We start from the raw sequence: 13328 nt of genomic DNA on the forward strand, positions 1-13328 counted from the left end.
GATTTGTTGTACAGATTGCCTGTGAATGTCGATGCCGTGATGATTTTTTATTTTGCAATTTTTATCGACTTTATCAATGCGCCCTGTCGCTATTTGCTTGGCAGAAAAGCCACTGATAAATCTTGAATTATTTTTCGTCTTGTGACGAGTACAAGGAGTGAGTATGTATACATTTTTGGCGATGTTGCCAATCATTATCGTATTCGTGCTACTGGTCGTCATGCGTCTGCCTGCAAAATATGCCATGAGCTTGGCGTATCTTGCGACGGCGGCATTGTCGTATTTTGTGTGGCATACCAGCGGTAATCAAGTCGCTGCTGCAACCATTCACGGTGTCTTGACCGCGGTCAATGTTCTATTCATCGTATTCTCTGCGATTTTGATCCTAAACACCCTTAAAGAAAGCGGTGCGATCACTGCGATTCGCCGCGGCTTTATGGACATCTCGCCTGACCGCCGCGTACAGATGATCATCGTCGCTTGGCTGTTCGGCTGTCTGATCGAAGGTTCTACCGGCTGGGGTACGCCATCAGCGGTCGCAGCGCCACTACTGCTTGCACTAGGCTTCCCTGCGATGGCGTGTGTGATGGCGGTATTGATTATCCAATCGACGCCGGTATCTTATGGCGCGGTCGGTACGCCACTTCTGATCGGTGTCAATTCAGGTCTTGAGAACAAAGAAGATGTGATGAGTGCATTGGCAGGTATCAATAAGGATCTGCCAGCGTATATCTTTGATATTTCGGGCAATGTCGGTCTGATTCATGGCTTGGTTGGTTTCTTGATTCCGCTGATTCTGTGTGGTTTCTTGACGCGCTTTTTTGGTCAAAAACGCTCTTTCATCGAAGGTTTGAAAGCTGCGCCATTTGCTATCTTTGCAGGTCTTGCCTTCACTGTGCCTTATGCATTGACCGCTAAATTCATCGGCCCTGAGCTACCGTCAATCGTTGGTTCAATCGTTGGTATGGCATTGGTAATTCCTGCTGCTAAGCGTGGCTTCTTGACACCAAAAGAAACCTTTGACTTCGGCCCTCGTGAATCATGGGATAAAGAGTGGGTAAGTGAACTTGCTGTAACCAATACTGATGACAAAAACACACCAAATTTCAGTGTGCTGCGTGCATTTGCGCCTTACTTGATCATCATCGCGATCTTGATCGTGACTCGTACTGTCAAGCCACTAAAAGCATTCTTGAACTCAGATGCAGTCACCATCGCTTATAGCAATATCCTAGGTACGACCATCACCAACAAGACTCAGCTACTTTACTCTCCAGGTAGTGTACTGCTACTGGTGTCGATCATCTGTATCTTCTTGTTCAGCATGAAAGGCGATATGGTAAAACGCAGCTGGTCAGCATCAGCTAAGACCATGCTTGCTGCAGCGCCTGCACTACTGTTCTCTGTACCGATGGTGCAAGTATTCATCAACTCAGGTTCAGCGCCTGATGCAGCAGTACAGATGCTTGCGATGCCAAAAGTATTGGCAACGGCAGCTGCTGGTGCCTTTGAAGGTATGTGGCCACTGGTATCACCGTGGATCGGTGCATTGGGCGCGTTCATCGCAGGCTCAAACACTGTATCGAACATGATGTTCGCTCACTTCCAATGGGGTACAGCAACCCAAATCGGTCTGGATGTAGTCGCTGCAGGTAAAGTCGTCGCTCTACAAGCGGTCGGCGGCGCTGCAGGCAACATGATCTCAGTACACAATGTCGTCGCTGCCTGTGCGGTCGTCGGTCTTGTGAACCGTGAAGGTTATGTCATCCGTAAAACTTTGATTTCTATGACTTATTATGTCGTACAAGCAGGTCTGATCGGTATGGCGCTGATCTTTAGCCCAATGTGGTGGATTGGTGCGGTGGCTTGGCCAATTCTGTTCTTGATCGTCATGAGCAAAACTGGCGCGAAAGCATAAGCCTTGTTGCAAACAAGTGGGTTTGGATTTTCAAGCCCACTTTTGCACTTTTAAATTTTCATCTTTTTACCTTTATGATTGATCCATGTTTTCAATTCTTATACGAAATGATTTATAAATCATTGGCGATAATCACAAAAAGCAGGTAAAATACGCAGCTTACGAATGCGTTTTATTCTGATAATCAATTGAATCCGTTGCTTATCAGAATAAAATCATCCCGCCCATCTGATTTAAGTTAGAGAATTATTATGGCAGATTTAAGCAAAATCACCGAAATCGAAGACCTGCGCCGTATTGCTGAGCGCAAAGTACCGCGTATGTTCTATGACTATGTGGACTCAGGCTCATGGACGCAGACCACCTATCGCAACAACGAAACCGACTTTGACCGCATCAAGCTGCGTCAGCGCGTACTGGTGGACATGGAAGGTCGCAGCCTAGCCACGAAGATGATCGATCAGGATGTGTCTATGCCTGTGGCGATCGCGCCGACTGGCTTTACAGGCATGATGTGGGCAGATGGTGAAATCCATGCTGCACGCGCTGCGGAAAAATTCGGCATTCCATTCTCGCTATCGACGATGTCTATCTGCTCAATCGAAGATGTCGCGGAGAATACTTCTAAGCCGTTTTGGTTCCAGCTGTATGTCATGCGCGACAAAGAATTTATGGAAAACTTGATCAAGCGTGCCAAAGCTGCCAACTGCTCGGCACTTATTTTGACCGCAGATTTGCAAGTTTTGGGTCAGCGTCATAAAGACATCAAAAACGGTCTATCAGCACCACCAAAGCCAACCCTAAAAAACATCCTAAACTTAATGACCAAGCCTGAATGGTGCTTTAATATGCTTGGCACTAAGCGCCACACTTTCCGCAATATCGCAGGTCATGCTAAGGGTGTTACCGACCTATCAAGCCTATCGTCATGGACGGCTGAGCAGTTCGACCCAAGTCTAAACTGGGACGATGTCGCACGCATCAAAGAGTTGTGGGGCGGCCCGCTGATTATCAAAGGCATCATGGAGCCTGAAGATGCCATCCTGGCTGCCAAATCTGGTGCAGATGCGATGGTTATCTCAAACCACGGCGGTCGTCAGCTTGACGGCGCACCATCATCGATCGCAGCTCTATCTGACTGCGTACAAGCAGCACATGCTGAAAATTCAAACTGCGAAGTGTGGCTAGACTCTGGCATCCGCTCAGGTCAAGATGTCCTAAAAGCCATCGCTCTAGGTGCAAAAGGCACAATGATTGGTCGCTCATTCCTGTATGGTCTTGGTGCGTATGGTGAAGACGGTGTCCGCCGTGCACTTGAAATCATCTACAAAGAGTGTGACATCACTATGGCATTCTGTGGTCATACCAATATCAATACCGTGAACGAAGATATCTTTGTCAAAGGTACTTATGAGCACCTAAAATCAGGCAACCCACACATCACGCCGATTCGTTGGTAATTATCATTGACGGCATATAAAAAAATCAAGCCCAAGTGTTTTGTTTGGGCTTGATTTTTTATATGATTAATAAGCTTTAAAACCATCTATTTTACAAATCTTCAGCAGATACAAAATAAGAACTCACCCAACCATCGCCACCATCAGCCGATCGTAGGCGATTTTTTCTTGGATATTTTGGCTGATGGCGGATTGCACATCATCCAAAGTCTGTGATAAACGATCTAATACAGCCGTATTTATCGCACCGCCTTGGAATAATGCGTGCAAATCCAAATCGGTATGTAAACATGGCAAGCTTGAAGCGTATCGCCACAGCTCAAGCACCATCATCCGCGACAAGTGGATAAACTGCGCCAAGGGCAATTTCTCCTGCCAAAAACTACTCGCCTGCGATGGGGTGCGCATACCACTTTGTAGTGCGATCAAGGTCTTCAGCCAAGTCATCCGCTCAGCGAACCACGCTTCATCAGCCAGCATCTGCGCCATCAAGGGCGCACCTTCGGCAATATCAAGTAGCATTTGCGCATTGGCAACGCCCTGCTCGTCTAGATAAGCATTCGCTGCCGCTGTGTCAATCTGCGTCAATGGCAACAGCTGCACGCGGCTTTTGATCGTCGGCAGCAGTCGCGATGGATAATCACTGATTAATATCAAAAACACACCATAGCGCGGCTCTTCAAGCGTCTTGAGTAGCGCATTAGCAGCTGCGATCGTCAGTGTGTCAGCATGATCAAGCACAATGACCTTTGCACCATGACCTTTTGACTGGCTATATACCTGCAGTTCGCGAATGTCATCGATTTTGATCGTATCATCGCCACCATCCGCACCAAGCTTACTGGCAGCAGGCAAGACCATCAGATCAGGATGCGTACCCGCCATCAGCCAGTGACAGCTGTCGCACGCACCACACGCGCCCTGCTTATTGCGGTTTTGGCACAATAGATAGGCGGTCAATCGCCATACAAATGCGCGCTTGCCGATACCTGCCATGCCTGCCGCCAGCAATCCATGTGGCAGATGATGACTCACAAACTGCCCTGTCAGCTGCTGCCATGCCTTATGCTGCCAAGTTAGCAGCGGCGCAAAGTACAAATCCGTACTCATTACAATCCCATCAGTCAAATGCCATCAATGCTTCGATCGGCATGGCGTTCAATCGCTCAAGATCTTCTGGCGTATCCACACCAGCAGGCAAAGCGACTTTGGCGACATCGATGGCAATGCGCTCGCCATTTTCTAATACGCGCAGCTGCTCAAGGCTTTCTAGCTTCTCAAGCACGCCCTGCTCCCAGCCTGTGAATGCCTTGAGCACTCGCACACGATAGGCATACAGTCCTAGATGGCGAAATGCTTGCTTTGGTGTCGTTTGCCCTGCCATCACGCCATCACGGTCATGCGGAATCGGCGCACGGCTAAAATACAGCGCACGATGCGCATTATCCATCACCACTTTCACCACCGATGGGCGCGCAAATTCATCGCTATCAGCGATTGGCTCACACAAGGTCGCCATCGCACAATCAGGATTATCAATCAACAGCTGCATCACCTGCTCAAGCAGCACAGGCGGCACAAGCGGCTCATCACCCTGCATATTGATGACAATATCATCATCATCAAAGTCCAAATCTGTCGCCACCTGCGCCAAGCGATCCGTGCCAGATGGGTGCGCACCATCGGTCATCACCACATTCACACCTGCATCTTGGCAAGTGGCATAAATGCGCTCATCATCGGTTGCCACGCAAACAGTATCAGCAAAGCTTGCCTGCATTGCTTTCGCCGCCGTCCATAGAATCATCGGCTTGCCATGAATCGGCAGTAGCGGCTTGGCAGGTAGGCGCGTGGATTTATAACGAGCAGGGATAACTAGATGAATTTTTGGCATGGGATAATCCTTATAAAGATAACCACAGGGTGCATTACGCACACCATTAAGAGATAGAATATATTAAATTTACCCAATTTTTGGATAAATGCTTTTGGTACATTGATGTGAATACCGCACGATTTTAGCTAAATTATTATTGGTTGATTAATTCAAATCGCTCAATCAATGCATCCATCTGCTGATATGCCGCTTGCGATAATTGCGCTGATACAGGCAGCACCCAGATATTCTCAAAAATCGGATGCATTTGTTCTTTGGCAAGGGTGCGTAATTTCACCGCGTCTTTTGCTGTAATAATAATCGGCAAATCAGCAAAATCAACCACATCAGCCAAAACAAACTGATGATGATCGCCAAACGCCACCGGTACGACATCAAAGCCCAATTCACCAAGCGTATCAAAAAACCGCTTAGGATAGCCGATACCACTGATGGCATAAATACGATCGCTTGCTTGCGGTGGTTTTTTTGTAGAATTAGGCAATAATGGCACAAGCTCTGATGGGCGAAGATACATGGTCAAATCATCTGCACTGTAGTAAGCTGGACTGGTAAATTTCTCATCTAGGCTATAATGCGCGGTTGAAAATTCACCTGTGAAACTTGCCAAGCGCGCATCATGATAGACAATGGTCGCACCATCAAGGCGACTGATCGGCTCGCGCAATAAGCCTTGTGGCAACAGCTTGCCATTACCAAAGCCACGCGCAGCATCGACGACGATCCACTCGACATCGCGATGCAGTGCATAATGCTGTAAGCCATCATCGCTGATGATTAGGCTGACATTCAGGTGGGTACTTAGCAATAATTCGATGGCAGCTTTACGATTTGCACCCACCACCATAGGAACGACATCACCCGTCTTGGCAAAAATACTTTGGACAATTAGGCAAGGCTCATCACCAACCTGATCAGGCGCACTATCAGGCATTACCATGCGCGGCATTTGGCTACTATCGCCACCATAGCCGCGGCTGATGACACCCACTTGCACGCCTTTAGCAAGCAGATATTCAAGCATGGTGATGATCAGCGGTGTTTTGCCACTGCCACCGACAGTGATATTACCAATCACCAAAACTGGTACTGGTGCGCGATACATATCGAAAATATTCTTATGATACAAGGACTTACGCGCAGAACTCACCGCGCCATACAGGGCAGATAAAGGACTTAATAGACTTAGATATGGCGATTTATTTTGCCATGCTGTTGTCAGTGTTAGTTCGGCTTTTTTCATGACAAATCGCTTTTTGGGTTGGATGGTTAATTTGATGATTTAACGGGTTTTGCAATTGTCTTTTATAGAGTTTACCGTAGGATACACCGAGCGCACTGTTAAAGTACAAGATGCATCGATTTTATCAAAAAGTTCGTGAAAATTATTTCTTTAAAATCAAATACTTTTATCGCCTTGGTGCGTATAACGCACCCTACTTTTTATAGACTACTTTTTATAAACCAAGTCACTGACTTAATTTAGCAATCAGCTCATTTAGCTCATCATGGCTATAAAAGAAAATTTCCACACTGCCTTTGCCATCTTTGCCTTGTTTAAGCTTCACTGTTGCACCAAGCGCATCTGAGATTTGTTGGCTTAGGGCAAGAATTTCGTGATCTGGCTGTGTGGCGACTTTTGGTTCAGGATCTAGGATGGATTTGACCAATCGCTCAGCATCACGCACGGTCATGTTACCATCGACGATTTTTTTGGCGATAATGGGCTGCTGCGCATCTGATAGTGATAACAATGCACGGGCATGACCCATATCCATCGCACCATCTAGGATGTATTGTTTGACTTCATCATGTAGATGATTTAGGCGAAGTAGGTTTGAGACCGTGGTGCGCGCCTTGCCTACCACAGATGCGATCATTGCATGGCTCATGCCAAATTCGGTATGAAATCTTTGTAATGCCGCTGCTTGCTCAAGCACATTAAGATCTTCACGCTGGATATTTTCAATCAAAGCCAGTGCAATAGCAATCTCATCAGACAAGACGCGCTCAATGGCGGGAATGCTCTCAAGCCCCGCCAATTTCGCTGCGCGCCAACGACGCTCACCTGCGATGATCTCATGCGTAACCGTGTCGCTTGTCTTATCTTCATCACTCAATAGCGGACGGATAACGATCGGCTGCATCACGCCGTGCTGCTTGATGGATGATGCCAATTCATTCAGCGCATCTTCGTTCATATCGCGGCGTGGTTGATATTTGCCTGATTGCAGGCGGTTGGTGGCGATTTGTACCAGCGCCACTTTTTCGCCATCTTGGGCGACGACTTTATCCGCTTGATTATCGATGGCGGATTTGGTTGTCTTTTTGGCTTTGTCCTTGCTTGCCTTTTGGGCTGACTTGACAGGCTCAGATGGCGTGCTGACAGGTGCAGGCTCATGGCTTGGCGTGTGTGTGTCTGCGATGATTTTTTTCTCCGCATTGATACTACCAAGAAGTGCGTCCAATCCACGGCTACTGCCCAATCCACGCTTTTTTGTCATGATATCTAAGCCTACTTTTTAAAATCTTTACAAAATCTATTAAACTAGCCGATCGCCCTATTCGGCATCCATTAAGCCAAATTGCCAAAACCGCTTAATCTCGCGCTGCTCATACGCCGACAGTGAAATCATCGGCGGTTCAACTGGTTCAACTGGTTCAACTGGTTCAACTGGTTCAACTGGTTCAACTGGTTCAACTGGTTCAACTGGTTCAACTGGTTCAACTGGTTCAACTGGTTCAACTGGTTCAACTGGTTCAACTGGTTCAACTGGTTCAACTGGTTCAACTGGTTCAACTGGTTCAACTGGTTCAACTGGTTCAACTGGTTCAACTGGTTCAACTGGTTTAACTGGTTTAACTGGTTTAACTGGTTTAACTGGTTTAACTGGTTTAACTGGTTTAACTGGGGCAGTTTGCGCCTTTGGAATGAGTGTGTCAAGCCCTTTTTCGCTTGATTTTTTGGCAAGCGCTGGCGTGGCGTGGTGCACATCTTTCACCACTTCATTGAGCTGTCGCCCCGCTTGAATATTGGCAAGCAAGCTGTCCAAGCCCCGATTTGACCCCAATCCGCGTTTTTTTGACATGCTCTATCCTATCGAGCTGCCGTCTGTGTCAGCACTTCATTCATCAGCATATGATAAGCGATCGCGCCTTTGGATGATTTTTCATAGCCAAAAATCGACTGTCCAAAACTTGGCGCTTCAGCAAGGCGAATATTGCGCGGAATGCTGGTTTGGTATACCAAATCGCCAAAGTGCTTGATAAGCTCAGCCGAGACATCTTGCGCCAAGGTATTGCGGTTATCAAACAAAGTGCGCACCACGCCGCGAATGTGCAGCTTGTCATTGATAGATTTTAACTTCTCAATGGTTGCGATGAGATCCGCCACCCCTTCTAGTGCATAGTATTCGCACTGCATCGGAATGATGACGCCATCAGTCGCCGCAAAGGCATTGACCGTAATCATGCTTAGGCTAGGCGCGCAGTCCATGATGATAAAATCATAATCAAGCTTGCCGTCTTTTTGTGCTTGTTCTAAGGCTTGCTTTAACAAAAACGGCGCATCACTCACCCCTGCCAATGACACATCGATGCCCGCCAAATCACGGTTTGCACCAATGACATCAAGCCCTGTTTCGGTCGTGATGATCGCATCTGCCAACGCCACGCCATCTAGTAGCACATCCGCCATGGTGTATTCCAAGGCATTTTTGTCCAAGCCAACACTGGTGGTGGCATTGCCTTGCGAATCCAAATCAATCATCAGCACTTTTTTCTTGGCAATCAGTGCCAGAGCAGACGCCAAATTAACCGTGGTCGTGGTTTTGCCAACGCCGCCTTTTTGGTTGGCAATTGCGATAATATCCATAATAAACCTAAAATAATACTTATAAATTAAATAAAAAATTTTACAAAATTAGCGGTTCAAATACACCACGCAGCGATCATCATTAAGCTTTGGCACTTGAATGGTTTTTACGCTAATTTGCCATGCATCCAAGCCTTGCTTTTCATCATCGCTTGGCACTTTGCCTTTCATCGCATACAGCATACCATTATCGGTAAGACAAGGCTCAGCAAGTTTTACAAAGTCACTAAGACTTGCAAAAGCTCGCGATGTGATCACATCATAAGCTTGTGACTTATCCTCGTGGTGATGCTCGATACGGCTTGCGATCGGCGTGATATTTTTAAGTCCGATTTCACTGGCGATCTGACGAATAAAGCGGATTTTCTTAGAGTTACTATCCAGCGCATCCACTTGCCAATCATCACGAATGATGGCGATAATCACCGATGGCAAGCCTGCGCCTGTGCCGATGTCAAGCAACTTGACGCCTGCACGCTCAGCAAACGGCAAATCAGGAATAATCGCCATGCAGTCAAAAATATGCTTAATCAGCGCATCATCAGGATCGGTGATCGCAGTCAAATTATACGCCTTGCCCCACAGCAACAGTCCATCCAAATAGCGCAAAATCTGCAAAGTCTTGTCATCATTAAGCGCGATACCAAGGCTTGCGGCAGCGTCCTTGATAGCGGCAGCGAAGGTGTCAGCTTTGTGCGAAATTTTTGAAAATTTGACAGTCATCGTCATCCAAAACAGCAAAGAAAAATGAAAGTAAAAACTACCCTATTTTATCATGCTTTAATCTGCTAAAATAGCCTTTTTGATGGCAGTGTGCAAGTTTTTGACAAAATGTTGGTGCTTTGGCGATATTTTGTGAAATTTTTACTTAGATTGTGTATTTTTATAAAATTATTTATTTAGTTTTATAAACCCCACCTGACCATCACCAGAATTTAAAAACACCACAACGATTTATGAAACCCGAAGATTATCAAAATTTACTAAACTCTCATAAGCTAGAAATCAGCGCGCTCAAACGCTACACCAATCCCGAGAGCCTACCCAAAAATAGCCGAGTAAAACTACCAAAGCCTGCCATTGACTTTGGACAAAAACGCGCCATCAAAGCGATCAACACCGCGCTTGATATTCGCGCTAATGGCTATCATGTGTTCGCCGTCGGTGAAAATGGCTTGGGCAAACGCACGCTGATCACGCGTCTATTATCCGAGCGCGCCAAAGCCATGCCGACGCCCAATGACTGGGTTTATGTGCATAATTTTGCTGATTCGCGCCGTCCAATTGCCATTGATTTTCCGGCAGGATTGGCGGCAAGCTTTCAATCAAAGACGCACAAACTATGGCAGATGGCGAAGAAAAAATTGGCCGCCAAATTGCTTGGCGACACCCACCAAAGCCACATTGACGCTATCAAAAATAACATCACCATTGCCCAGAATGAACGCTTTGCCGCGATCAATGCCAAGGCGGTGAATTTTAACTTAATCTTAAAATCATCTGCTGATGGTCGTACGCAGTTTGTCGCCATCGATGAGCATAAACCCATTGACACCGATGCACTTGCCAAGCTACAAAAACAGCTTGCCAATGCACAGCTTGAGCTAGAAGATCTGGAAGATGCGACGCATGACGCACTTGATAAGCTGCACCAAAGCACAGCAGAAAAAGTGCTTGAGCCGATGTTTCGCCCTGTCTTGACAGCGTTTAAAGATTTTCCAAAAGCCATCCGCCACTTGCACGCCATGCGCGATGACATGGTCAAAAATATCGCACGCATCATCAATGAAGATGATGAAGATTTCGTCCCTGCGGTGCTGTCAGATGTGCCGAGCCGCTATGCGGTCAATGTACTGGTGAGTCATAAGGCAGGAACAGGTGCGCCGATTGTTTTTGAAGATTTGCCGACGCATTTGAACTTACTTGGTCATATCGAATACACCACAGAGCTTGGCACGGTACTGACCGATGTCAGCATGATTCGCGCAGGTGCGCTGCACAAGGCAAATGGCGGATTTTTGCTGCTTGAAGCGCAAAGCCTACTTGAGCATCCTTATGCATGGCAAGGGCTCAAGCGCGCACTACAGTCCAAGCAAATCAAAATCTCAAGCCTTGAGCAGATGCTCACCTTGACAGGCAGTCTGTCACTTGAGCCTGACAGCGTCGATTTGGATGTCAAAGTCATCTTGCTTGGTGAAGCTGATCTTTATTATGAATTATTAGAATTTGAACCTGAATTTAATTCAGTGTTTAAAATTCGTGCTGATTTTCACGATACCATCGCGCGCACCGCCGAGAGCGAAACAGGACTGGTGTGTAAGATGGTGGACATGGTCAAAGGCTATGAACTGCCGCACTTTGATAATACTGCGATGGCAGCGATTATCGATGAGTTATCTAAGCTTGCCGATGACAAAAATAAGCTTGATCTACACGCCAATCGCTTATCTGCACTGATGGTCGAATCGGCGCGTATCGCGATGATGAACGGCGATAAAATGGTTGGTGCAAACCATGTCAAATCTGCACTTGCTGATATGTTTGAGCGCACAAGCTACCTACAAGAGCTGTACTGGCAAGAGATCGAAAACGGTCAGCAAATCATCAGCACCACAGGGCGCGCCACAGGGCAAATCAACGCCCTAACGGTCATTAGCTATGCTGACAGTGAGTTTGGTCTGCCTGCGCGCTTGACGGCATTGATTCAGCCGAATTTCGGTCATGGCGAAATCCTAGATATCGAGCGAGATGTCGAACTTGGTGGTAGTCTGCACGCCAAAGGAATGCTGATCATGTCAAGTTTTCTGCGCTCATTGTTTAGTGAATTTCATGAATTGAACTTCAGTGCATCACTGGCGTTTGAACAAAGTTATGCACATATCGATGGCGACAGTGCCACACTGGCTGAGTGCTGCGCGCTGTTATCTGCGCTTGCCGATGTGCCGATTGCCCAAAATCTTGCCATTACAGGCTCGATGAATCAGCTGGGACAAGCGCAAGCGGTCGGTGGCGTGAATGCCAAGATCGCAGGCTTTTTTGATGCTTGTGTCGAAAAAGGACTTGATGGCACACAAGGGGTTATTCTGCCACGCACAAACCTTGATCAGCTCATGCTCAGAGATGACATCGTCGCTGCCTGCGCTGCCGATCAATTCGCCATCTATGCCATCGACGACATCCGCCAAGCACTCACCCTGCTCACCGGCATGGCGGTCGATGATAAGAACAAAAATGGTGAATATAAGAAAACCACGCTGTTTGGTAAAATCGCCAAACGCTTAGCATCATGGGAAGATGATGACGATGATAAATCCGATAAAGATATGAAGAAAAAATAATCTATCTTTATCAATAATATGATGAATAATTGCCATTGATTATTTAGTAAATTATGACAAAATCAAAAACCCTAAGCGCTGTCAAAGCCGGCAAAACCAGTAAGCTTGCCACAGCAAAAACCGCCGATACGCCGCCATCACGCCCAATGAGCGAACCAAAGCGTGTATCATTTTTTCAAAAGCTTGCCAAGCATATCAAAGAACCTGTCACTGAGCTGAATTATTCGAGCGACTTTGAGCTATTGATCGCGGTGATGCTCTCAGCCCAAGCCACAGATAAAAGCGTGAACATCGCTACCGATAAGCTATTTAAAGTGGCAAATACACCACAAGCGATACTTGATCTAGGTTTGGATGGTCTAAAATCTTATATTAGCTCCATCGGCTTATATAATTCAAAAGCCACCAATGTGATCAAAACTTGCCAAGATTTGCTTGATAAGCATGGCGGGCAAGTACCCCGTACTCGAGCCGAGCTTGAAGCCTTGGCGGGCGTGGGTCGCAAGACTGCCAATGTCGTGTTAAATACCGCATTCGGTCAGCCTGTGATGGCGGTAGATACACACATTTTTCGCGTTGGTAATCGCACGGGGCTTGCCACTGGCAAAACTGTCCTAGCGGTCGAAAAAGCACTGATGAAACGCATTCCGACGCAGTATCTGGTCGATGCGCACCATTATCTGATCCTGCACGGCCGCTACACTTGTATGGCGCGCAGCCCTAAGTGCGGTGCGTGCGTGGTGTTTGATGAATGTATGTTTAAAGATAAGGAAAAATGGGCACAGATTGACTGAGCTTTGCCGCTTTTTCCTTCCAAAAACCCAAGCTTTTTTAGCAAAAA

The 13328-nt window shown here is 46.9% G+C and carries 11 protein-coding genes; 4 read left to right on the forward strand and 7 right to left on the reverse strand.

All coding sequences use genetic code 11. The features are described 5' to 3' along the window. The first annotated feature begins 163 nt into the window (after positions 1 to 163). Positions 164 to 1918, forward strand: coding sequence for an L-lactate permease (locus NGM44_RS01820; protein WP_253223978.1), 1755 nt, complete (start codon positions 164 to 166; stop codon positions 1916 to 1918). Positions 1919 to 2169: 251 nt separating this feature from the next. Next, a complete protein-coding gene (locus tag NGM44_RS01825; protein ID WP_253223979.1) occupies positions 2170 to 3378 on the forward strand; it encodes an alpha-hydroxy acid oxidase in 1209 nt (402 codons plus the stop codon). Positions 3379 to 3501: 123 nt separating this feature from the next. On the opposite strand, the gene NGM44_RS01830 is transcribed toward NGM44_RS01825, so the two are convergent. From NGM44_RS01830 to rsmG, 7 genes are all read right to left on the reverse strand, one after another. Further along, positions 3502 to 4488 (reverse strand): DNA polymerase III subunit delta', encoded by a 987-nt coding sequence (locus tag NGM44_RS01830; RefSeq protein WP_253223980.1) that lies wholly within the window; start codon positions 4486 to 4488, stop codon positions 3502 to 3504. Positions 4489 to 4498: 10 nt separating this feature from the next. Beyond that, on the reverse strand, positions 4499 to 5272 hold the full coding sequence (gene kdsB / locus NGM44_RS01835) for a 3-deoxy-manno-octulosonate cytidylyltransferase (RefSeq protein WP_253223981.1): 774 nt from the start codon (positions 5270 to 5272) through the stop codon (positions 4499 to 4501). A 136-nt stretch (positions 5273 to 5408) separates the two neighbouring features. Beyond that, positions 5409 to 6518 (reverse strand): tetraacyldisaccharide 4'-kinase, encoded by a 1110-nt coding sequence (gene lpxK, locus NGM44_RS01840; protein WP_253223982.1) that lies wholly within the window; start codon positions 6516 to 6518, stop codon positions 5409 to 5411. A 226-nt stretch (positions 6519 to 6744) separates the two neighbouring features. Continuing rightward, entirely contained in the window at positions 6745 to 7779 is a 1035-nt protein-coding gene (locus NGM44_RS01845; RefSeq protein WP_253223983.1) for a ParB/RepB/Spo0J family partition protein, read from the reverse strand. 57 nt (positions 7780 to 7836) lie between these two features. Beyond that, a complete protein-coding gene (locus NGM44_RS01850) occupies positions 7837 to 8364 on the reverse strand; it encodes a DUF4573 domain-containing protein (protein WP_253223984.1) in 528 nt (175 codons plus the stop codon). Positions 8365 to 8372: 8 nt separating this feature from the next. After that, a complete protein-coding gene (locus NGM44_RS01855; RefSeq protein WP_253223985.1) occupies positions 8373 to 9149 on the reverse strand; it encodes a ParA family protein in 777 nt (258 codons plus the stop codon). Between the two features lie 48 nt (positions 9150 to 9197). Then, the gene (rsmG, locus tag NGM44_RS01860; protein WP_253223986.1) at positions 9198 to 9872 is read right to left on the reverse strand and encodes a 16S rRNA (guanine(527)-N(7))-methyltransferase RsmG; all 675 of its coding nucleotides are present in this window, start codon (positions 9870 to 9872) and stop codon (positions 9198 to 9200) included. Positions 9873 to 10105: 233 nt separating this feature from the next. Here rsmG and NGM44_RS01865 point away from each other — a divergent pair, with 233 nt between their 5' ends. Together NGM44_RS01865 and nth are read left to right on the forward strand one after the other, a co-directional pair. After that, positions 10106 to 12487, forward strand: coding sequence for an ATP-binding protein (locus NGM44_RS01865; protein ID WP_253223987.1), 2382 nt, complete (start codon positions 10106 to 10108; stop codon positions 12485 to 12487). Positions 12488 to 12633: 146 nt separating this feature from the next. Further along, positions 12634 to 13281 (forward strand): endonuclease III, encoded by a 648-nt coding sequence (gene nth, locus NGM44_RS01870; protein ID WP_253224599.1) that lies wholly within the window; start codon positions 12634 to 12636, stop codon positions 13279 to 13281. The last annotated feature ends 47 nt before the right edge of the window (positions 13282 to 13328 follow it).

The sequence above is a fragment of the Moraxella sp. FZFQ2102 genome, assembly GCF_024137865.1.
In the GTDB taxonomy this organism is placed as follows: Bacteria; Pseudomonadota; Gammaproteobacteria; order Pseudomonadales; family Moraxellaceae; genus Moraxella.